The organism is Lentzea albidocapillata subsp. violacea (assembly GCF_900100275.1).
GTDB lineage: Bacteria > Actinomycetota > Actinomycetes > Mycobacteriales > Pseudonocardiaceae > Lentzea > Lentzea violacea.
Genome location: NZ_FNET01000014.1, coordinates 87,573 through 110,321, shown reverse-complemented (window position 1 = coordinate 110,321; position 22,749 = coordinate 87,573). Strand labels below are relative to the sequence as shown.

The following is a 22,749-nucleotide window of genomic DNA, read 5'->3' as shown; positions in this document are numbered from 1 at the left end:
GTCATGGATGTGTGATCGAACCTGGGGTGAACCAGCTCCCTATCGGAGATGGTTTTCAAGAACCCGCTACCCTTGCCAAGGTGACAGAGGCACCTTCCACTCCACTGCCTGCGACGATCACCTACCCGATCGCCGAGCGGCTAAACCTCGCCGAGCAGATCCACGGGCGCGAAGTCGCGGATCCGTACCGCTGGCTCGAGGACACGGCAGACCCCCGCACCGCGGAGTGGTCGCAGGCGCAGGACGTGCTCGCGCGTTCCTGGCTGGACGCGATGCCGGGCCGCCGACGCCTGGGCGAGCGCCTCAAGGAGCTGATGCGCACGGGTTCGGTGTCCACGCCGACCTGGCGCGCGGGCAGAGCGTTCTTCACCCGCCGCGGCCCCGAGCAGGACCACCCCGTCGTCATGGTGCGCGAGAGCGACGGCACCGAGCGCGTGCTTCTCGACGTGAGCACGCTCGACCCGTCCGGCCGGACCACGCTCGACAGCTGGTGCCCCAGCCTCGAAGGCACCCGCCTGGCCTACCAGGTGTCCATCGGCGGCAACGAGCACTCGCTGCTGCACGTCATCGACGTCGAGACGGGCCGGCTCATCGAGGGCCCGATCGACCGGTGCCGCTACTCCTCCATCGGCTGGCTGCCGGGCGGCGACGAGTTCTACTACGTGCGCCAGCTCGACCCGGACCTGCTTCCCGAGGACGAGAAGCTGTTCCACCGCCGCGTGTGGCGTCACCGCGTCGGCACGGACCCGGACACGGACCTCAACGTGCACGGCGACGGCCAGGCGCACACCTTCTACTACTCGCTGAACCTCTCGCACGACGGCCGCTGGCTGGTCGTGAGCGGCGCACCCAGCACGCTGAAGCACGACTCCGTGTGGATCGCGGACCTGCACGGCGACGGCGCGCTCGTGCCCGTGGTCCTGACCGAGGCCGGCGTGCAGTGCTCGGCGTCCGTCGCCCGCGACGGCAGGCTCTACCTGCACACCAATCACGGCGCGCCCCGGCAGCGGCTGTGCGTGGCCGACCCGGCGAACCCCACCGAGTGGACCGAGCTCATCGCCGAGGAACCGGACTCGGTCCTCGACGGGGTGCGCTGGCTGAACGGCGACCTGGTCGTCCTGCGCACCAGGCACGCGGTGTCCGAACTGCACCTGCACGACGCCGCGACCGGTGCGCACCAGCAGGAGATCCCGCTGCCCGGCACGGGTTCGCTGCACGGTATGTCCGTTGTGGACGCCCAGACGCCCCACGACCAGGACACGCTGTGGTTCGGGTGGACGGACTTCGTGACGCCGCAGTCGGTGTTCCGGTTCTCCAAGACCGCGGGTGAGACGGTGCTGCACGAGGCCGCGCCGGGTCGCGTCGAGCTGCCCACCGTGACGACGCAGCAGATCGCGTACACGTCCAAGGACGGCACGACGGTCCACATGTTCGTCGTCAGCGGCGAGCAGAAGCCCGACCTGCCCCGGCCCGCGCTGCTCACCGGCTACGGCGGCTTCGCGATCGGCCGCGGTCCCGGCTACAGCGCGACGACGCTCGCGTGGGTCGAGGCGGGCGGCGTGTGGGTGCACGTGTCGTTGCGCGGCGGCGACGAGGAAGGCGAGGACTGGCACGTCGCCGGCATGCGCGCCAACAAGCAGAACGTGTTCGACGACTTCCATGCCGCCGCGGAACGCCTGATCCGCGACGGGTGGACCACGCCGCAGCAGCTGTCGATCATGGGAGGCTCCAATGGCGGCCTGCTCGTGGGTGCCGCGCTGACCCAGCGCCCCGAGCTCTACGCCGCCGTGGTGTGCTCAGCGCCACTGCTCGACATGGTGCGCTACGAGAAGTTCCTGCTCGGACGGCTGTGGGCCGACGAGTACGGCAGCGCAGGCGTTGCCGAGGAACTGGGCTGGCTGCTCTCCTACTCGCCTTATCACCGGGTGGTAACGGACGTTGAGTACCCTTCGGTCTTGTTCACGGTGTTCGAGTCGGATTCTCGTGTGGACCCCAACCACGCCAGGAAGATGTGCGCGGCACTGCAGCACGCTTCGTCAAGTGATCCGACCAAGCACCCCGTGCTGATCCGCCGCGAGACCGAGGTCGGTCACGCGGGCCGGTCGGTCAGCCGGACGGTGGCTCTCGCCGTGGACCAGCTGACGTTCTTGGCCAATGCCACCGGCATGGAGTTGTAGGAGGGCACGACCAGGTGACCAGTCCCGTGGATGACGTCACGAACAAGGCCGCCGAGGCGGTCACCTTCGTGGACAAGTACGGCCCGATGATCCTCACGGGCACGATCAAGATCGTCGTGATCCTGATCGCCGCCTTCGTGATCAGGGCTCTGCTGCGCAAGGTCATCGACCGGATCACCACGCCCGGCAAGGAAGGCAGGAAGCCGGGGCTGCTCAAGCCGTTGCGCGAGCGGGCCCCCCAGGCGCTCGGAAACCTGATCTCCGAGCGCCGGGAGCAGCGTGCGAAGACCATCGGCTCGGTGCTCAAGTCCATCGTCACGATCATGATCTTCGGCATCGCCTTCCTCGAGATCCTGATCGTGGTGGGCATCAACATCACGCCGATCCTGACATCGGCGGGCATCCTGGGCGTCGCCATCGGTTTCGGCGCCCAGAACCTGGTGAAGGACTTCCTGGCCGGCATGTTCATGCTGCTGGAGGACCAGTACGGCGTCGGCGACGTCGTCGACCTGGGCCCGGCCACCGGCACCGTCGAGGCGGTCGCGTTGCGCACCACCACGATCCGGGACACCGGCGGCACGGTCTGGTACGTCCGCAACGGCGAGATCCTGCGCGTCGGCAACTCGTCGCAGGGCTTCGCGGTCGCCGTCGTCGACCTGCCGCTGAGCTACGGCGCGAACCTCGCCGAAGCCACCAGCGTGCTGGAGCGCAAGGTCGCCGAGGTGGCCGACAAGGACCCGCTGAAGGCGGACATCACGGCCAAGCCCGAGGTGCTCGGCGTCGAGAAGTTCACGTCGGACGGCATCACCCTGCGGGTCACCGCGAAGACGCGCCCCGGCCGTCAGTGGGCGGTCCAGCGCAACCTGCGCGCGCAACTGATGCCCGCCCTCGAGGAAGCCGGCTTCACCGCCAAGTGAGTTAGAACACCCATTCGAGACGATGATCATTCGGCGTCCTGCCAGTTCACCACCCTATGGCGGAGCCAACAGCCGGGGCGGCCTGCGGGCGGTGGCCCTCGTGAGTCAGGATGGGTACGTGGGAAACCCCGTGAGCTTCTTCGAACAGGTCGGTGGCGAGGAGACGTTCCACCGCATCGTCGCGCGCTTCTACCAAGAGGTGAAGGCCGACGAGATCCTCCTGCCCCTCTACCCCGAAGAGGACCTCGGACCTGCGGAGGAACGGCTGCGGCTGTTCCTCATGCAGTACTGGGGCGGACCCCACACCTACTCGGACAACCGGGGCCATCCGAGGCTGCGGATGCGTCACGTCCCGTTCAAGATCGGACCGATCGAGCGGGACGCGTGGCTGCGCTGCATGAGGATCGCCGTCGACGAGGCCGGCTTGGACGAGGCTCACCGCAAGCAGCTCTGGGACTACATGGAGATGGCGGCGAACAGCTTGGTGAACAGCCTGTCCTGACCGCCCATCACCCGTTCGGGTCCTTTAGCAGCGAGACGAATGGCAGGATGACCCCCCGTGCGCCGATCCTCCGACCTCACCCCCGAGATCGCCGAAGAGTCCGCCTGGTGGCGTGACGCCGTCTTCTACCAGGTCTACGTGCGTTCGTTCGCCGACTCCAACGGCGACGGCGTCGGCGACCTCGACGGCATCCGTTCCCGCCTCGGCTATCTGGAGCTGCTCGGGGTCGACGCCCTGTGGCTCACCCCGTTCTACCGCTCACCGATGGCCGACCACGGCTACGACGTGGCCGACCCGCGTGACGTCGACCCGCTGTTCGGCGACCTGGCCGCGTTCGACCGGCTGGTGGCGGACGCGCACGAGCACAACATCCGCGTGACGGTCGACCTGGTCCCGAACCACTCGAGCGACCTGCACGAGTGGTTCCAGGAGGCCCTGCAGGCCGGTCCGGGCAGCATGGAGCGCGCCCGCTACATCTTCCGCGAGGGCCGTGGCTTCGACGGCTCGCAGCCGCCGAACAACTGGGTCTCCGTCTTCGGCGGCCCCGCCTGGACCCGAGTGCCGGACGGCCAGTGGTACCTGCACCTGTTCGCGCCGGAACAGCCCGACCTCAACTGGGAGCACCCGGAGGTCCGTGCCGACCTGGAGCGCACGCTGCGGTTCTGGCTGGACCGCGGGGTCGACGGCTTCCGCATCGACGTGGCCCACGGCATGGCCAAGCCGGAAGGCCTGCCGGACATGGAGATCCGCACCCAGGTTCCCGGCGTGCTGTCCGACGACGTGCACGACCCGCGCTTCGACAACGACGGCGTGCACGAGATCCACCGCATGATCCGCAAGGTCATGGACGGCTACCCCGGCACCATGGCCGTGGGCGAGATCTGGGTGAAGGACGACGAGCGCTTCGCCGCCTACGTCCGTCCCGACGAGCTGCACCTGGGCTTCAACTTCCGGCTGGTCGAGGCCGGCTTCGACGCCGACGCCGTCCGCACGGCGATCGAGCACTCGCTGGGGGCGGTCGCCCTGACCGGCACGCCCGCGACGTGGACGTTGTCGAACCACGACGTCGTGCGCCACGTGACCCGCTACGGCGGCGGCGCGCCGGGCGAGCAGCGTGCCCGCGCGATGGCGCTGGTCGAACTGGCGCTGCCGGGCGTGATCTACCTCTACAACGGCGAAGAGCTCGGCCTGCCCAACGTGGAGCTGCCGGACTGGGCCCTGCAGGACCCGACCTGGGAGCGTTCCGGCCACACCGAGCGCGGCCGCGACGGCTGCCGCGTTCCGATCCCGTGGGAGGGCACCAGCCCGCCGTTCGGGTTCTCCACGGCCGTGAACACCTGGCTGCCGCAGCCGAACGAATGGGACCACCTCACGGCCGAGGCGCAGTTGGAGGACCCAGGCTCGATGCTCTCGCTCTACCGCGAGGCGTTGGAGCACCGGAAGTCCAACGCGGGCTTCGCCGGTGAGGAGCTCGAGTGGTACGGCGCTCCGGCCGGCTGCTTCGCGTTCCGGCGCAAGGGTGGCGGGCTGATCTGCGCTCTGAACACCTCGGGCGCGTCCGTGCCGCTGCCTCCCGGCCAGGTGCTGCTGTCGTCCGGTCCGATGGACGGCGACCAGCTGCCGCCGGACACGGCCGTCTGGCTCGTCTGAGTTCTTGCAACGCGAAACAGCGCCCTGGCCGTGGCCCAGGGCGCTGTTTCGCGTTCAAGAGCGTCAGATCAGCAGCGGCAGCATGGAGTGACGGCGCCGCACGACCGCGCCGTACCGGGCGTCGATCCGCAGCCACGAGTCGGTCGCGGTCACCCGCACGTCGCCGTCCTCGCCGAGGAAACCCATGCCCGACAACGCGAACAGGACCCGCAGCGCGATCTTGACGTCCAGGCCGGACCCGCTGACGGTCAGCACCGTCTGGTCCAGCAACGAGGCCGGCGGCGTGCCCTGCGGTCCGGTATTCTCCCGCGCCACCTCGACACCCTCGTCCGCGAGTTTGGCGATGACCTCGACCGGCAGCCGGTCGACCATCAGCCAGCCCTCGGCGGGCGGCAGGGCCGAGCGCCACATCAGGTCCTTGGCGGGGCCCGGATCGATGCGTTCGTCGCGCATCACCGCGAGGCCCGTCAGCAGCTCCGAGCCGGACACCGTGACGTCCGCCGGAGTCGCTTGTCCCGTAACGGTTCGCGTCGCGAGCGCGTCGAACGGCGTGGCCACCCACGCGTCGAGCAGTTCCTCATTGCGGTTGCGCAGCCGTACGACGGTCTGCGCGTCGAGGCGCACGGCCCGCGCGGCGAACGCCCCGAGGTCGTCTCTCTCGGCCGCGTCGGCCAACACCAGCTCAGGCACCATTTCCCCCTGCCCGCCACCCGGCGAGAAAGTCGCGCTCGGCCTCGGTCAGCCTGCGCGGTCGTGCTGTCGTCACGTTGTAGGGCGCCATCAGCGTCTCCGCCCTGACCACCACCGGGCTGTTCGCGTCACGGCTGCCGCGCACCACGTAGTCGAGCGTCAGCGACGCGGACTTCAACTCCCGCACCGACAACTCCACCACGACGCTTTCGCCGGTGAACACGATCGGCGCGAGGTACTCGACCACGAGCTTCGCCACGACCATGCCCTCGGCCAGTTCCTTGACCCCGTGGCGGGCGGCTTCGGTGAACAGCAGCTCGATGCGGGCTTCTTCCAGCAATGTCACCGTGTTCGCGTGGTTGACGTGGCCGAACGCATCCATGTCCGACCATCGAGGCCGCACACCAGTGACGAAGACACCCATGCAGGGACCCTACCGTTGACCGACCTGCACAGGACCTCCACACCGGCCGATTGAAAATCGATAAGCAGCTCTCGATACTCGATCTATGTCCCGCGTAGTGGTGGTCTGAGAACGGCCGGGGCGCCGCGGAGGGGATTCCGCGGCGCCCCGGTTCTCGCTCGGTACTACCTGACCATGCTCCGCACCTGACGGGCGGCGACGGACAGGGTCGCGAGGTCCAGCTGGTGGACCCGGTTGATCTCCTCCAGCGCGCCGCGCGCGCGAGCCAGGCGGGAAGCGTTGGCCTGCTCCCACTTGGAGATCTTCTCGGTCGGCGTGTCGCCCTCGTCGCTCGCCCTCAGCACGTCGACGGAGATGGCCCGCAGCGACGAGTAGAAGTCGTCGCGGAGAGCCAGCCGGGCCAGGGCGTGCCAGCGGTTGCCGCGCTCCAGGCTCGTCACCGAGTCCAGCATGTGGTCGATGTCGAGGTGGTCGGACAGCGCGAAGTACAGCTCGGCCGTCTCCCGGTGCGTGCGCTCCGGGCCCGCGCCGCCGGTCGGGCCGAACTCGCGTTCGGCCAGTTCGGCGATCTCGGTGACGTCGAGCAGGCCGTACATGTAGAGCAGCGCGGCCACCTTGCGGGCCAGCTCGGCCGGGACGCCCTGTTCGACGTACCGGTCCGCCTTGCCGGCGACGACGTCCAGTTCCTTGCCCTGCAACAGTTCGAAGGCGAAGGGGCTGAGCTCCTCGACCACGCCGCGGAAGCGGTTGATCGTCGAGCCGACCTGGAGCGGCTGGGGACGGTTGGAGAGCAGCCAGCGGGACGCGCGGTCCAGCAGGCGGCGGGTCTCCAGCACCATGCTGTCCTGGACGTCCGTCGGCACCACGGTGTCGAGCGCCTGGATCTCGCGCCAGATCCGCGGCAGGTCGAAGACCTGGGTGACGACGGCGTAGGAGCGGACCGCGTCCGTCACCGGCGCGCTCATCTCCTCGGCCAGGCGGAAGGCGTAGGACACGCCACCGCCGTCGACGACCTCGTTGACGACGACCGTCGTGATGATCTGCCGGGCCAGCGGGTGGTTCGGGATCTCGGCGCCGAAGCGTTCGCGCAGCAGGCTCGGGAAGTAGTCCGGGAGCTTGCGGGTGAACGTGTCGATCGTCGGGATGTCGCTCGCGAGCAGCTCTTCCTTCAGCGTGAGCTTGGTGAACGCGAGCAGCGTGGAGAGTTCCGGTGAGGTGAGGCCCGAACCCTGCTTCTCCAGCGCCTTGAACTCCGCCGCGCTCGGCAGTGCCTCCAGCTTGCGGTTGAGCGCGCCGCGCTGCTCCAGGTCCGCCGTGAGACGCGCGTGCACCGACAGCATCGGGGCGGCGTGCGCCCGGCTGACGCCGAGGACGTTGTTCTGCGAGTAGTTGTCCGCCAGCACGAGGTCGCTGACCTCGTCGGTCATCTCGGCGAGGACCTCGTTGCGCTGCAACTGGTCCAGCGATCCCTCCCGGACCAGGTGGTCCAGCAGGATCTTGATGTTGACCTCGTGGTCGGAGCAGTCGACGCCGGCCGAGTTGTCGAGCGCGTCCGTGTTGACCTTGCCGCCCTTGCGGGCGAACTCGATGCGGCCGCGCTGGGTCAGGCCCAGGTTGCCGCCCTCACCGACGACCTTGACGCGCAGCTCGTCGCCGTTGACGCGGATCGAGTCGTTCGCCTTGTCGCCGACATCCCCGTGCGACTCGGTCGACGCCTTGACGTACGTGCCGATGCCGCCGTTCCAGAGCAGGTCGACCGGCGCGAGGAGGATCGCCTTCTTGAGCTCCGGCGGCGAGAGCTTCACGACGCCCTCGTCGAGCCCGAGCGCGACGCGGGCCGGCTCGGAGATCGGGATCGACTTGGCGGTGAGCGGGAAGATGCCGCCGCCCTCGCTGATGAGCGAGCGGTCGTAGTCGTCCCACGACGAGCGCGGCACGTTGAACAGGCGCACGCGCTCGGCGAACGACGTGTCCGCGACCGGGTTCGGGTCGATGAAGATGTGCCGGTGGTCGAACGCGGCCACGAGCCGGATGTGCTCCGAGAGCATCATGCCGTTGCCGAACACGTCACCGGACATGTCGCCGATGCCGACGACCGTGAACTCCTCGGTCTGCGTGTCCACGCCGAGCTCGCGGAACGAGCGCTTCACGCTCTCCCACGCGCCCTTGGCCGTGATGCCCATGGCCTTGTGGTCGTAGCCGATCGAGCCGCCGGAGGCGAACGCGTCACCAAGCCAGAAACCGTAGCTCTGGCTGACGCCGTTCGCGATGTCGGAGAACGTCGCGGTGCCCTTGTCCGCGGCCACGACCAGGTACGTGTCGTCGGCGTCGTAGCGCACGACCTGCGACGCGGGCACGACCTCGTTGTTGATCAGATTGTCGGTGAGGTCGAGCAGGCCCGAGATGAACATCTTGTAGCAGGCGATGCCCTCGGACATGAAGTTCTCGCGGTCGATGCCGGGGTCGCCGGTGGGGGCGATCGGCTTCTTGACGACGAAGCCGCCCTTCGCGCCGACCGGCACGATCACCGCGTTCTTCACGGCCTGCGCCTTGACCAGGCCGAGCACCTCCGTGCGGAAGTCCTCGCGACGGTCGGACCAGCGCAGACCACCGCGCGCGACGCTGCCGAAGCGCAGGTGCACGCCCTCGACGCGTGGCGAGTACACGAAGATCTCGAACTTCGGGCGCGGCTGCGGCAGCTCCGGGATGGCCTGCGGGTCGAGCTTGACCGACAGGTACGGCCGCGCGGTGCCCTCCGCGTCGCGGAAGAAGTAGTTCGTCCGCAGCGTGGCGTTGATCAGCGTGAGCAGGTTGCGCAGGATCCGGTCCGCGTCGAGGCTCGTGACGTCGTCGATCAGCTTGCCGGTCTCGACGACCATCGTCTCGGTGCGGTCGGCGCGCGTGGCGTCGTCGAGCCGCGGGTCGAACCGGGCCTCGAACAACGCGACCAGCGCGATGGCCACGCTGGTGTGGCCGAGCACGGCGTCCTCGATGTAGTCCTGCGAGTACGGCGTGCCGGCCTGCCGCAGGTACTTCGCGTACGCGCGCAGCATCGCGGCCTGCTGCCAGGTGAGCCCGGCCTGCAGCACCAGCGAGTTGAACCTGTCGACCTCGGCCTCACCGCGCCAGACGGCGGCGAACGCGTCCTGGAAGCGCACCCGCACGTGGTCGAGGTCGGCCTCGGACAGCTGGGCGAGCGCGGCCTTGTCGATGCGCAGGCCGAAGTCGTAGATCCAGCACTGCACGCCGTCTTCGCGCGCGATCTCGTACGGCCGCTCGTCGACCACGATGACGCCCATGCGCTGCAACATCGGCAGCACGTCCGACAGGGTGATGCCCTCGCCGGTCACGAAGAGCTTGAAGCGCCGCTCCCCCGCCTCGGCGTTCTCGGGCACGTAGAAGACCATGTCGAGGTCGCCCTCGGCGAGCGCCTCGATGCGCCGGTAGTCCTCGAGCCCCGTGGCGGCGGAGAAGTCCTCCTTGTAGGCCTCGGGGAAGACCGTGGCGAACCGCTGGCCCTGCTCCGTGGCCGACTCGGCGCCGAGCTCGCCGTTGTCACCGACGACGGCCTCGACCATGCGGTCGTCCCAGCTGCGCACGGCCTCGGCGAGCTTGCCCTGGATCGCGTGGACGTCCGGCTCCAGCGTGCGAGCGGGATCCGTGTGCACCATGAAGTGCACGCGGGCCAGCGCGGACTCGCCGATGCGCGCGCTGTACTCGAGGTTCAGGCCGCCGAGCTCGGCGAGCAGCACCTCCTGCATCGCGAGGCGGCTCGTCGTCGTGTAGCGGTCGCGCGGCAGGTAGACCAGGCACGAGAAGAAGCGGCCGAACGGGTCGCGGCGCAGGAACAGCCGCAGCCGGCGGCGTTCCGCGAGCGCGATGACACCCGTCGTCACCTGGTAGAGCGTCTCGGCGTCCACCGAGAACAGCTCGGTGCGGGGGTAGTTCTGGATGACCTCGAGCATCCGCTGCCCGGAGTACGACTGCAGCGGGAAGCCCGCGCGGTGGATCACGTCGCGCACGCGGCGCTCGATCACCGGGATGTCGAGCACGTTCTCGTGCAGCGCGGTGGTGCTGAAGATGCCCAGGAAGCGGTGCTCGCCGGAGACGTTGCCCTCGGCGTCGAACGTCTTCACGCCCACGTAGTAGGGGTAGACGCTGCGGTGCACGCTGCTCTGCGCACTCGCCTGCGTCAGCACCAGCAGGTCCGGGCTGAGCGCCTGCGCGCCGTTGTCCGGCCCGGCGGTGAGGCTGCGCGCGGCGAGGCTGTCCTGGCGCAGCACGCCGAGACCGCTCGCGAGCACGGCCCGCAGCGCCGGTTCACCGTCCTCGCGCACCAGCTCGTACTGCCGGTAGCCCATGAACGTGAAGTGCCCGTCCGCGAGCCACCTGAGCAGCTTCGAGCCGTCCTCGGTGGCCTCGGACGAGTCCTTCTCCAGCTGCTCGGCCAGCTGCAGCGCCGTCGCGGCCATGCGATCGGTGTCCTCGACGACCTCACGGACGTCGGTCAGCACCGACAGCAGCCGCGTCTCGAGCTCGCGGGCACGATCGGGGTCGGTGATGAGGTCGACCTCGATGTTCATCCACGACTCGGCCAGCGCGTCGGCGGGCGGATCGGCCGGATCGGCGGTCGGCAGCACCTCGGTGCGCTCGCCGGTGACCGGATCACGCCGCACGACGACGATCGGGTGCACAACGCGCTGCACCTGCACGCCACCCCGCGTGAGCTCGGACGCGACCGAGTCGACGAGGTAGGGCATGTCGTCGGTGACGACCTGGACCACGGTGACGGGACACTGCCACCCGTCGGTCCCGCGGGTCGGGTTCAGGATGCGCACAGCGGCGCGTCCGGGAACACGGCTCTCGGCGAGCTGGTAGTTCGACCGCACCGCTCCGACCAGGTCCACCGGGTCGTCGTCGTTGACTTCCTCGGCGGGCACGTGCCGGTAGAAGAGGCGGATCAGATCAGCGAGTTCGGGGGCATTGGCGGCGGCCCGTTCGATCAGCTCGTCACGGACCTGCTCAGGACTGGCCGTTGGACTGCCATCACCCGCGGCGGTGGCCGCGGAGACGTCGTCGGTTCGGGTCGGGGCTCCAGTCGAGGTCATCTTCAGGCGACTCCACGCTATCCGGCACCTCTGTGTGCCGGGTCCGACCCCACCCTAGATGGGGTGGCGGCCGTCACCGGCAACGGGAGGGGCACTGACGGACCACTGAATCGTGGGCTGAATCGAGTCACGTCATCAGTGGCGACAAGGCTTTCCGCACAACGGACCCGACCGGGCACCGGCGAACTCCGCCGGCCCCGACACCCGGCCGGTCCACCGCTTTCATCCGATCATGGGCCCAGCGGCATCGTGACCACCGCCGAACCGCAGAACATCACCGACCGGCCCACCACCGGTCGCCGCGCAGCCGCTCCCCCGCCTCCTCGCCCGGCACCGGGCCAGCGGGGTTGGGCAAGGCTTGAGGTGTGGTGCTGGCCACCTCACGCCCCCGGCAGCGTCCAGCCTGCAGGCCCGTCCGCCCGGAAAGGGCGAATCGGACCGGTGGTCTCGCTGTCCGACGCCGCCGGCACCGCGGCGATCGGCCCGGTCTTCTCCTGCGCGGACTCCGGCTCCGGCTCCGCGAGGAAGTAGGACGCCTGGCTCGACGGCTGGTCGGGTGACTCCGCTGGGGGGTGCTGAGAACCGAAGGTCTGGCCGGAGCCGAACAGCGCATCCGACGAGGCTGGCGAGTGCTGAGCGCCGAAGGACGGACCCGGCCGAAACAACCCCTCCGAACCGGGTGGGGTTTCCGCCACCGAGTCCTGCTGGGCACCGAACCGCTGGCCGGAACCGAACTGCGAGTCCGCTGCCTCGGAATCCTGCTGGGCGCCGAAAGACAGGCCCGACCGAAACAATCCCTCCGAACTCGGCGGAGTGTCCCCCGCCGAATCCTGCTGGGCGCCGAACCGCCGACCCGAACCGGACAACTCGTCCGACGAAGCCGCAGCATCCGCTGCCGAGTCCTGCTGCGCACCGAACCGCCGACCCGCGCCGAACAGCGCGTCCGACGAAGACACAGCCTCCCCTGTCGAGTCCTGCTGGGAACCGAAGGAGCTGCCCAAACCGAACACCGCGTCCGGCGAGTCTTGCTGGGCGCCGACACGCTGGAAGTAGGCGTCCGAGTTGGGCGTGGCTTCCGTGGCCGGCTGCGAGGCGGCCTGGAGATCGGTGGCCGCGCCGAACGACTCCCCCGGCCGTAGCGCCGGGTCCGCGTCGGCGGGCTGCTCGGCTTCGGCGGGGCGGGCGGGCTGGTCTGCCGACGTGGTGTCCGGGCCGGGTGGTGTGGCCGACCAGTCCGAGGAGCTCAGATCCGTGACCTCGAGCAGTTCCTCGTCGGAGCGACGGCCCGTCTCGTAGGCGACCAGCGCTTCGGCCAGGAGGTCGGCGAGGCTCAGGTCGCTCGGCCTGCGGCGGCTGCTGGGGCGGCCCGACCGGTCGGGCGGCTCGTTCGCCGGAGTAATGCGCGTTGCTTCGCCTGCCGGGTCAGGCTCGCCGACCGCGCGGAAGCGCTTCTCGGTCGGCGCGTCGGAGTCAGGCGAAACCGGCTCGGCCGGTTGGCCGGCGGGGGACGCCGCATCGGTGCCGTAGCCCGGCTCGGTGCTGTGACCCGTCTGGGTGCCGAAGCCCGACTGAGTGCCGAAGGCCGGCTGGGAGCCGAAGGACTGGGTGCCGAAGGTGGTCTGCGTGCCGAAGGTGGTCTGGGCACCGGACGCCTGGTCCGGCTGCGACTGCACGCGCACCGGGGTCGTGGGGACGTCCGAGGGGTCGTCGTCCATGTCCGCCGAGCTCAGGAACGTCGCCGACAGCAGGTCCCGTTCCGGGGCCGGCGGGGTCTCGGCCGGGATCGGAACGGACGGGATCGGGTCCGGGATGGCCGGGAGCGGCTTGTGCTCCGGCTCCGGGTCCGGGGCTTCCGCTGGAGCGGGTGGGACGGGGATGGAGGCGCCGGGCTTCGGTTTCGGGGTGCCGAAGTCGAGGCCGCTGAAGTCCAGGTCCGGGAGCTTGCGCTCGTCCGGGTCGGCGGCGGCCGGGAAGCCTGCCGCCGGGGTCTGCAGCGGGTATGCCGGTTCGTCGACGTGCGGGCCGAAGTCCGGGGCCGCCGGCGGATGGGAGAACGCCGCGGCGAGGCCCGAGCGACCCGGGCTGTCCGGGTCGCCGTAGTAGCCGGGGCGCGCCGAGATGCCGGAGTCGTCGAAGTAGTTCTGCGACGGTTCCGCGGCGGGGCTGTCCTGGCGCAGGCCCGACGGGGGTTGCACGCGCCACGACGGGGTTTTGGCCTCGGGCTCGGCGTCTCGGGCGCGGCGGCGGCCGCCCGCTCGCAGGCCCTGGGCCTTGAGCATGTCCAGCACGCTCTCCGACTGGGATCCGGACGCCTCGTCGCGCGCGGCGGCCTGCGCACGAGCCGCTTCGTCGCGGGCAGCAGCCTCTTTGGCGGCCTTCTCGCGTTCGACGGCCTGGCGGGTGACCTCCTGGTGCGCCGCTTCCTGACGGGCGACGTCGCGGCGGACCGCTTCCTGGCGCGCTGCCTCGCGCCGGGCTTCCTCCTGGCGCACGGCTTCCTGGCGCGCGGCTTCCTGCCTGGCCAGTTCCTGACGCGCGGTCTCCTGGCGTGCGGCTTCCTGTCTGGCGGCTTCCTGACGCGCTGCCTCTTCGCGGGCCGCTTCCTGGCGGGCGGCCTCCTGGCGGGCCGCTTCCTGACGCGCAGTTTCCTGGCGGGCGGCTTCCTCGGCGGCCTGGGCTTCGCGTTCGGCCTGGGCGCGTTGTTCGGCGCGGGCGGCGCGTTCCGCCTCGATCTGGCGGCGGGCCTCGCGCTGCAGCTCCATGAGCTGCTGCTCGACCTTGCGCTTGCGTTCCTGCTCGATGCTGAGCGGCGGCTGTTCCTGCTGCGGCTCTGGCTCGGTAAGCGCTGGTGTGACGGGAATTTCGGCGATGGTGGTCGGCCGGTCGTCGTCGATCTCGCCGGCGGCCACGCGGGCGGCACGGCGGCGGCCGCTCACCATCGCGCCCGCGGACGCGATCAGGCCGGAGGCGGGGACGGTGCGGTCGGAGGAGGATGACGAAGAGGATGACGGCAGGGGTGCGGGTGGCGGTTCCACGGCTTCCGGGGTCTTGTCATCGGGCTCGCCGAACGGCTGGACCATGCGCCACCGGTCGGCGGCGTGTTGTCGGGCCGCGGACAAACCTTCCACGGTCATGTCTTCGGCAGCGCGCCGTACGCGCTTGACCTTCAGCCCGTCGCCCTTGCGGACCTGGACCGGGCGCCACTGCCGGAGTTGTTGCTTCAGAGCGGCGGACAGCACGCCGTCGGTGACCACCTGCACGCCCTCGGCGGGACGGAGCACGCTCGCCAGCTGCTGGTGCAGATCGGCGGGCTGGCGGTGGACGCCGGAGAACTCGGCGGCGAGCCGGGCGCGCACCGCGTAGACGGCGCGCGCACGGCGGCGTTCGGCGGCGTGCGCGGAGCGCAGGTTCGTGAGCGCGTCGGCCAGTTCACCGGACACCTCGTGCACGTGGGCCAGTGCGAGCAGGCTTTCGGCCAGCACCGTGTCGAGCTGGTGGCGTTCGGCACTCACCGCTGCCTCGCGCAGCATCTCCCTGGCCAGCGCGACCCTGCCGGCGGGCAGGTGCACGCGCGTGGCCAGCGCCAGGCGCAACCACCCCGCCGCGGACGCCGACGGCGCACGCACCGGGCGGTCGAGCAGCGGCGCGCCGACGTCGCTCGCGTCGAGCAGGCGGTTCGCGTCCATCAGCGAGAGCACCAGCTCCAGCGTGAGCCGGCCGGCGGCCTGGCCGCTGTCCGCGCACGGATCGGAGAACCTGCTCAGCAGGTCGAGGCCTTCACGTGCGGCACCGATGGCGGCGGCGAGATCGCCCCACCGCCGGTGCTGCGCGGCCTGCACCGCGCGGATCAGGCCGCGCAGCAGCAGCCGTGTGTCGCCGTCGAGTGTCGCGTCGGCGACGTAGAGCTGGTCCGCCTCGGCGAGAGCCCGCGTGGGCTCGTCGCCGCGGCCGACCGTGACGAGGCACTCGCTGGCCTGCACCAGCGCGGACGCCCGCAGTTCCGCGGGCACGTCCGGCGCTTCGAGCACCGGCGTGACCGCCGCGAACCCCGTCAGCGGGGCACCGACGGACCGCGCGCACGCCGCTAGTTCGACGCGCAGCAGCCAGGCGGTCTCGTACTCACCGGCGGCCTCCGCCGCCTTCAGGGCGTCGATCGCCCTGTCGGTGACGCGGACGCCGCGGCCCATGCGGTTGCCCGCGAAGACCACGAGCGACTCCGCACGCAGGCGGTCGGCTTCGTCGCGGCGGGTGGAGGCGAGCGCGACCGCACGCTCGCCGAGCACCAGAGCAAGCTCGGGTGCTCGCCAACGCAGCATCCAGGCGGGCACGACCAGCGTGCTCACCTCGACGTTCGCCTGCGTCTCGCCCCTCGCCGCCACGACGTCGCCGTTGCCCTCTCAGTCCCGTGTCAGCTTGCGGTACGTGACACGGTGCGGCCTTGCGGCGTCCGCACCCAGGCGCTCGAGCTTGTTCTTCTCGTAGCCCTCGAAGTTGCCCTCGAACCAGTACCACTTCGACGGGTCCTCGTCCGTGCCCTCCCACGCGAGGATGTGCGTGGCGACGCGGTCGAGGAACCACCGGTCGTGGGAGATGACCACGGCGCAGCCGGGGAACTGCTCGAGAGCGTTCTCCAGTGAGCCGAGGGTCTCGACGTCCAGGTCGTTGGTCGGCTCGTCCAGCAGGATCAGGTTGCCGCCGAGCTTGAGCGTGAGCGCGAGGTTGAGGCGGTTGCGCTCACCACCGGACAGCACGCCCGCGGGCTTCTGCTGGTCCGGGCCCTTGAAGCCGAACGCGCTGACGTACGCGCGAGACGGCATCTCGACGTTGCCGACGTGGATGTAGTCGAGTCCGCCGGACACGACCTCCCACACGTTCTTCTTCGGGTCGATGCCGCCGCGGTTCTGGTCGACGTAGGACAGCAGCACCGTCTCGCCGACCTTGACCACGCCCGCGTCCGGCTTCTCGAGACCGACGATCGTCTTGAACAGCGTCGTCTTGCCGACGCCGTTCGGACCGATGACGCCGACGATGCCGTTGCGCGGCAACGTGAACGACAGCCCGTCGATCAGGACCCGGTCGCCGAAGCCCTTCTTGAGCTTCTCGGTCTCGACCACGACGTTGCCCAGACGCGGGCCCGGCGGGATCTGGATCTCCTCGAAGTCGAGCTTGCGGGTCTTCTCCGCCTCGGCCGCCATCTCCTCGTAGCGGTCCAGACGCGCCTTCGACTTGGCCTGGCGGGCCTTCGCGCCGGAGCGCACCCACTCCAGCTCGTCCTTGAGGCGCTTCTGCAGCTTCTGGTCCTTCTTGCCCGAGATCGCGAGACGCTCGGCCTTCTTCTCCAGGTACGTGGAGTAGTTGCCCTCGTAGGGATGGGTCTTGCCGCGGTCGATCTCGAGGATCCACTCGGCCAGGTTGTCCAGGAAGTACCTGTCGTGGGTCACGGCGAGCACGGCGCCGGTGTACTGCGCGAGGTGCTGCTCCAGCCACAGGACGCTCTCCGCGTCCAAGTGGTTGGTGGGCTCGTCGAGCAGCAGCAGGTCGGGCTTGCTCAGCAGCAGCTTGCACAGCGCGACACGGCGGCGCTCACCACCGGAGAGCTTGGTGACGTCGGCGTCCGGCGGCGGGCAGCGCAGGGCGTCCATCGCCTGGTCGAGCTGCGAGTCGATGTCCCACGCGTTGGCGTGGTCGAGCTCCTCCTGGAGCTTGCCCATCTCCTCCATCAGCTCGTCGGAGTAGTCGGTCGCCATCAGCTCGGCGATCTCGTTGAAGCGGTCCAGCTTCACCTTGATCTCGCCCAGGCCCTCCTGGACGTTGCCGAGGACGGTCTTCTCCTCGTTGAGCGGCGGCTCCTGCTGCAGGATTCCCACCGTGTAGCCGGGGGCCAGGTAGGCCTCACCGTTGCCAGGTGTGTCCAGCCCCGCCATGATCTTGAGCACGCTCGACTTGCCGGCGCCGTTGGGACCGACCACACCGATTTTCGCGCCGGGGTAGAACATGATCGTGACGTCATCGAGGATGACCTTGTCACCGTGCGCCTTGCGCACCTTTTTCATGGTGTAGATGAACTCGGCCATGGCGGCGATCGTAGAGCGGTGCTCAGAGGCTCCTGACCTCGGTCGCCGACAAGCAGGCGCGCACGTCCGGATCGAGCGTCACGCGACTCGGTGACCAGCCCGTTCCGTTCGAACGTGAACGACTCTCGGCGATCGGCCCTCGGCGGCCCCGATCTACGAGCTTCCCTCCTTCGTGGATCTCGGTACGTGCATTCTTCTCCGGCGGCGACGCCGGTACGGGTGGGTTCCCGAACTCCGGAACCGGGTTGCCCCGAACGGCTCAGAACGGAACGGGTTCCTCGGCCAGATCGTCGGCGGCTCGCGGTTCAACGAGCGGGGCGGAGCCCAGTGACTGCACTCGGCTCAAGTCCAGCCCGACGTGCAACGCGTCCAGGCTGAACGCCTGCCGCTTCACGTCGTCCTTCTCGTAGTGACGGATCCGCAGCTTGCCCTGGACGATCACGGGGTCACCCTTGGACAGCGTCGTCTTCACGCTGTCGGCGAGCTTGCGCCAGCACGACACACCGAGCCACAACGACTCGCCGTCCTCCCAGTCGCCGTTCGCCGTGTTGTACCGGCGCTCGGTCGAGTTGATCCGGAAGAACGCGTTCGTCTTGCCGTCCTCGGCGTGCTTGTACGTGATGTCGCTGACGACAGTGCCAACAACGGTGATCACGGTGGAATTCCAGGACATCGGGCTTGCCTCCAGGTCGCGGGGTTCTGGTTCAGGTTGCTCCGGAGGCGGGTGGCCGGGGTGGGGCGGCAGCGGATCTGTGGACAACTCGCGGGTTGTGGACAGGTCGAGATCTTGAACGGCCTCGAAGCGCAGGATTGTCGGGGTTCCGTGCTAGTGCGGCGCTGGAGCGAGACGAGTGAGTGAGCGCCCACTCATTGACATGAGTGAGTACTCACTCATACAGTTGCGGACGTGTCAGAGGAACCACGCCGCCGCCGCGCCCCCGCGATGAGCCCGGAAGACCGCCGCGAAGCGATCGTCCAGGCCACACTGCCGCTCGTCGTGAAGGCCGGCGCAAACGTCACCACCAGCCAGATCGCCGCCGCCGCCGGCATCGCGGAAGGCACGGTGTTCCGCGTCTTCAAGGACAAGGCGGAGCTGCTCGACGCGTGCATCCAACGCGCGCTGCACTCCGACGAAGAGGTCGCACGGCTCGAAGCGATCCCGGCGGACGTGCCACTCGAAGAGCGGCTCACGGCGGGAGTGGCGACGTTCAGCGGCTACCTCGACCGCATGTGGGGTGTCATCGGCGCGCTGCGCGAGTCCGGCTACCAGCCGCGCGACGAGGACCACAAGAAGCACAAGGGACCGCCGATCGGCATGCAGCAGCTGTCCGACGCCGTCGCCGGCCTGTTCGGCGACGCGGAACTGCGCGTCAGCCCCGATCTCGCCGGGCGGATGCTGCTCGGCGCCGTCTTCACGAACCGGATGGGCTCCGGCTTCGGCCAGATCGCCGCCGAACCCGCCGCCATCGTGGAGCTGTTCCTGCACGGAGCACTCAAAACAGGGGGAACAGATGTCTGAGCTCATGATCGAAGCCCACGAGGTGAGCAAGAAATTCGGTGAGGTGAACGCGCTCGACGGCGTGAGCGTCACTGCGAAGAAGGGCTCCGTCCTCGGCCTCCTCGGCCACAACGGCGCCGGCAAGACCACGCTGGTCAACCTCCTCACCACGATGCTGCCCCCGTCCAGCGGCAGCGCGCGGGTCGCGGGGTTCGACGTCGTGAAGCAGAGCCACGAGGTCCGCAGCCGCATCGGCCTGACCGGCCAGTTCGCCGCCGTCGACGAGCAGCTCAGCGGCCACGACAACCTCGTCCTGATCGCCCGCCTGCTCGGCGCCGGCCGCAAGCAGGCCCACGCGCGTGCGGACGACCTGCTGGAGCAGTTCGACCTCACCGACGCCGCCAAGCGCAACGCCAAGACCTACTCCGGCGGCATGCGGCGCCGTCTCGACCTGGCCGCGTCGCTGGTCGGCAACCCCGACGTGCTGTTCCTGGACGAGCCGACCACCGGTCTCGACCCGGCCAGCCGCCTCGCGATGTGGGAGATCGTCGAGAAGCTCGTCGCGGACGGCACGACGGTGCTGCTCACGACCCAGTACCTGGACGAGGCCGACCGCCTGGCCGACTCGATCACCGTGCTGTCCCACGGGAAGGTCGTCGCGTCCGGCACCTCGGCCGAGTTGAAGGCCCAGGTCGGCCAGCGCACGGTCACCGTCACGCTCGACTCAGTGTCCGAAGTGGACACCGCGTTGAAGGCCATCACCTCCGTGGGGCTCCACCCCGTCGCGGAAGGCCTCACGCTCACGACCCCCGTCAGCGCGTCACGCGACCTTGCGACAGTCGTGCGCGCGTTGGACGACAACGGCTTGGAGGCGCACGAAATCGGCCTCAAGGAGCCAACGCTGGACGACGTCTACCTCACTCTCGCTGCGAACTAGGGGGAATCATGGCGACCTTGACCTGGCATGGCAGCAGCTACCCGACGCAAGTCCTCGTGCTGACTGGCCGTTCTCTGCGCGCACTGCTGCGCACGCCCGCTCTCGTCTTCTTCAGCATCCTGCAGCCGTTGATCATGCTGACGTTGTTCAGTCAGATCTTCAGCAGCATCACGTCCACGGCGAACTTCCCGCCGGGCATGACTTACATCAACTTCCTGTTACCCGCGATCCTCGTGAACACCGCGATGCAGTCCTCTCTCGCGTCCGGCATCGGGCTCGTGCAGGACATGTCGAACGGTGTGCTCGCGCGGTTCCGTTCGCTGCCCATCCGCCCGAGCACGGTTCTGTTGGCCCGCAACCTGTCCGATGCCGTCCGCACGGCGTTCCAACTGGTGCTGATGATCGCGTTCGGCGTCCTGGTGTTCGGGTTCCGCCCGGACGGCGGCATGCTCGGCACCCTCGCCGCGCTGGGCCTGGCGCTGGTCGTCGGCTGGGCGCTGAGCTGGGTGTTCATCGCGATCGCCGCGTGGGTGCGCAAGGCCGAGCTCATGCAGACCGTCGGCTTCCTGGCGATGTTCCCGCTGATGTTCGCGTCCAGCGCGTTCGTACCGGTCAGCGGACTGCCGGGCTGGCTGCAGGCGGTCGCGAAGGTCAACCCGCTGACGTACGCCGTCGACGCCGCCCGCAGCCTGGCGCTCGCCCACCCCGTCACGGGCGTGGCCGGCGCGCTGGTCACGAGCGGCGTGATCGCGGCGATCGGTGCGTTCTTCGCGGTCCGCGGCTTCCGCCGCCCGCTGTCCGTCTAGTCCTTACCGGCCATCTTCCGCAGCATCGCGTTGTAGGCCTCGAGGTCGGCGCCACCATCGGTGTCGGCCTTGCGGTCGTACCGCTTCGCGTCACGGCCGTCCTGCCGCGCCCACTGCGTGAGCAGGGCGACCATGACCACCAGCAACGGAATCTCGCCCGCCGCCCACGCGATGCCGCCACCGAGCCGCTGGTCCTCCAGCAGGTTCTGCACCCACGGCAACGCCAGGCCTCGGTAGAACTGCTCGCCGATGACGTTCGCGGAGCTCATCAGCACGACGCCGAAGAACGCGTGGAACGGGATCGACGCGAACAGCAGCCCCAACCGGCCGAGTGGCGGCAGCTTGTTCGGGGACGGGTCCACACCGATCACGGGCCAGTAGAAGACGTAGCCCGCGAGGATGAAGTGCGCGTTCATCGCGAGGTGCGCCCAGTGGAACGGCAGCGCGGCCTCGAAGAGCCCCGAGAAGTACAGGGCGTAGAAGGAGCCGACGAACAACGCCAGCGCCACCAAGGGGTTCGTCAGCAGGCGTGCGACCGGTGACTGCACGAACGCCAGCACCCACTCGCGCGGCCCCGGCACCTCCTTGCTGACCGGCAACGCGCGCAACGCCAGCGTGACCGGTCCACCCAGGACGAACAGGATCGGCGTCAGCATGGACAGCACCATGTGCGCTTCCATGTGCACGCTGAACATCGCCGGCGAGTACCGGCCCATGCCCGACGACGTCGCGAACAACAGCGAGAAACACCCGCACAGCCACGCGATCGTGCGGCCCACCGGCCACTTGTCACCGCGCTTGGCCAGCCTGCGCACGCCCAGGACGTAAATCAGGGCCATCGCCAGCGCCGCGGTGCCGAAGACCAGGTCGAAGCGCCAGTCGAACAGGATGGCCGCGAGCGTCGGCGGGCCGTCGAGGTCGTAGCCGATCGCGATCTCCGTACGGCTGGGCAGTTCGGTGCTGCCGCCGGGAGGAGGCGTGCGGGCCAGCGCCACGGCCAGGCCGATGGTGAACATCATCAGCAGGACTTCGAGGCCGGCGAGCTTGAGCAACGCGTGCGGCTTGCCGTCGACCACGCCCTTCACACCGCGTTCGCGCTGGAAGTAGCCGAACACGCCGAGCAGCAGCAGACACGCCAGCTTGCCGAGCGTCAGCCAGCCGTAGGTGGACGTCACGAGGTCGGCCGGTGTGATGCGCACCAGCGCGTTCACCACACCCGAGACGGCCATCACGATCCAGCAGACCAGCGCGATCTTCGAGAACCTCGTCGCGGCGAGAGGAAGGTGCGCGCCGCCACGCCTGCCGTGCGCGAGCAACGCGATCAAGCCGCCCACCCACAGCACTGCGGCGACGAGGTGGAACAACAGGCTGTTCGTCGCCATGTCGTGCGAGCCGCCGGACGACGAGTGTCCCGTGACCGCGACCGGAACCAACGCGAAGATGGCACCGAACAGCAGGACCGTCGTCCATCCCCACGACAGCACCAGACGGCAGCCCAGCGCGAGCAACGCCACGATGATCGCCGTCAGGAGCCATGCCTTCGACTGCTCCAGCAGCATCGCCGTCGCGACCATCTGACTGAAGCTGAACGAGCTCACCGGACGGTCGATCGCGGCCGCTGTGGTGAACGGCACTGACAGCAGGGCACCCACGAGCCATACGAGCGCGAACCACCCAGCGGTGCGCATCGCGGCGTAGCCGTCCGCTGCGAGAGTGCCGGACTTCTGCGGTGGCACGAGGAACGCCGCCAGCAACAACGAGCCGATGGTCACCACCGCACCCGTCTCGGTCAGCACTCGCACGATCTGCACCCCGACTGGAGGGTTGCTCTCGAACGAGCTCAGCGCGACGGCCGCGAGGGCCGCCACTGAGAAGCCGATGACGACGAGGGGCACCAAACCCGTTCTGGTGGAGCGTTCGATTGCCACGCCCTGGAGCCTACGACCCTCTGGTGTTGCGTCGTGTG

General features: G+C 69.4%; 14 protein-coding genes. 7 read left to right on the top strand and 7 right to left on the bottom strand.

Annotation, left to right across the window (positions count from 1 at the left end; genetic code table 11):
• Positions 1 to 80: 80 nt before the first annotated feature.
• From BLR21_RS27950 to BLR21_RS27935, 4 genes are all read left to right on the top strand, one after another.
• Positions 81 to 2,177 (top strand): prolyl oligopeptidase family serine peptidase, encoded by a 2,097-nt coding sequence (locus BLR21_RS27950; RefSeq protein ID WP_090010253.1) that lies wholly within the window; start codon positions 81 to 83, stop codon positions 2,175 to 2,177.
• Between the two features lie 86 nt (positions 2,178 to 2,263).
• Entirely contained in the window at positions 2,264 to 3,094 is an 831-nt protein-coding gene (locus tag BLR21_RS27945; protein ID WP_051770738.1) for a mechanosensitive ion channel family protein, read from the top strand.
• Positions 3,095 to 3,212: 118 nt separating this feature from the next.
• Complete coding sequence (locus tag BLR21_RS27940; protein ID WP_256334983.1) at positions 3,213 to 3,596, top strand: globin; 384 nt, start codon at positions 3,213 to 3,215, stop codon at positions 3,594 to 3,596.
• A 57-nt stretch (positions 3,597 to 3,653) separates the two neighbouring features.
• Complete coding sequence (locus BLR21_RS27935) at positions 3,654 to 5,246, top strand: glycoside hydrolase family 13 protein (RefSeq protein ID WP_084402204.1); 1,593 nt, start codon at positions 3,654 to 3,656, stop codon at positions 5,244 to 5,246.
• A gap of 63 nt (positions 5,247 to 5,309) precedes the next feature.
• On the opposite strand, the gene BLR21_RS27930 is transcribed toward BLR21_RS27935, so the two are convergent.
• The 6 genes from BLR21_RS27930 to ssb form a co-directional block, all read right to left on the bottom strand.
• Positions 5,310 to 5,936, bottom strand: a complete 627-nt coding sequence (locus BLR21_RS27930) for a DUF8010 domain-containing protein (protein WP_090010576.1) — start codon at positions 5,934 to 5,936, stop codon at positions 5,310 to 5,312.
• Positions 5,929 to 6,360 (bottom strand): acyl-CoA thioesterase, encoded by a 432-nt coding sequence (locus BLR21_RS27925; protein ID WP_090010247.1) that lies wholly within the window; start codon positions 6,358 to 6,360, stop codon positions 5,929 to 5,931. The genes BLR21_RS27930 and BLR21_RS27925 overlap by 8 nt, the downstream gene beginning before the upstream one ends.
• A 164-nt stretch (positions 6,361 to 6,524) precedes the next feature.
• Positions 6,525 to 11,468, bottom strand: a complete 4,944-nt coding sequence (locus BLR21_RS27920) for an NAD-glutamate dehydrogenase (RefSeq protein WP_090010244.1) — start codon at positions 11,466 to 11,468, stop codon at positions 6,525 to 6,527.
• Between the two features lie 380 nt (positions 11,469 to 11,848).
• Complete coding sequence (locus BLR21_RS27915; RefSeq protein WP_090010241.1) at positions 11,849 to 15,847, bottom strand: cell envelope integrity TolA family protein; 3,999 nt, start codon at positions 15,845 to 15,847, stop codon at positions 11,849 to 11,851.
• A gap of 18 nt (positions 15,848 to 15,865) precedes the next feature.
• Positions 15,866 to 17,542 carry an energy-dependent translational throttle protein EttA gene (gene ettA / locus BLR21_RS27910; protein WP_030479326.1) on the bottom strand — a complete coding sequence of 559 codons (1,677 nt, stop codon included), beginning with the start codon at positions 17,540 to 17,542 and terminating at the stop codon, positions 15,866 to 15,868.
• Positions 17,543 to 17,801: 259 nt separating this feature from the next.
• Positions 17,802 to 18,197 carry a single-stranded DNA-binding protein gene (gene ssb / locus BLR21_RS27905; protein ID WP_176929820.1) on the bottom strand — a complete coding sequence of 132 codons (396 nt, stop codon included), beginning with the start codon at positions 18,195 to 18,197 and terminating at the stop codon, positions 17,802 to 17,804.
• A gap of 252 nt (positions 18,198 to 18,449) precedes the next feature.
• On the opposite strand from ssb, the gene BLR21_RS27900 reads away from it, so the two are divergent.
• Genes BLR21_RS27900 through BLR21_RS27890 form a run of 3 tightly spaced genes read left to right on the top strand, consistent with a single transcriptional unit; the run spans position 18,450 to position 20,783 of the window.
• Positions 18,450 to 19,061: a TetR/AcrR family transcriptional regulator gene (locus BLR21_RS27900; RefSeq protein ID WP_090010235.1), complete on the top strand. Its 612-nt coding sequence runs from the start codon at positions 18,450 to 18,452 to the stop codon at positions 19,059 to 19,061.
• Positions 19,054 to 19,977, top strand: a complete 924-nt coding sequence (locus tag BLR21_RS27895; protein WP_090010232.1) for an ATP-binding cassette domain-containing protein — start codon at positions 19,054 to 19,056, stop codon at positions 19,975 to 19,977. The genes BLR21_RS27900 and BLR21_RS27895 overlap by 8 nt, the downstream gene beginning before the upstream one ends.
• Positions 19,978 to 19,985: 8 nt before the next feature.
• Positions 19,986 to 20,783 (top strand): ABC transporter permease, encoded by a 798-nt coding sequence (locus tag BLR21_RS27890; protein WP_090010229.1) that lies wholly within the window; start codon positions 19,986 to 19,988, stop codon positions 20,781 to 20,783.
• Here BLR21_RS27890 and BLR21_RS27885 read toward each other — a convergent pair.
• Positions 20,780 to 22,711, bottom strand: coding sequence for a bifunctional copper resistance protein CopD/cytochrome c oxidase assembly protein (locus BLR21_RS27885; protein WP_256334982.1), 1,932 nt, complete (start codon positions 22,709 to 22,711; stop codon positions 20,780 to 20,782). The two genes, BLR21_RS27890 and BLR21_RS27885, sit on opposite strands and share 4 nt — an antisense overlap.
• Positions 22,712 to 22,749: the final 38 nt, after the last annotated feature.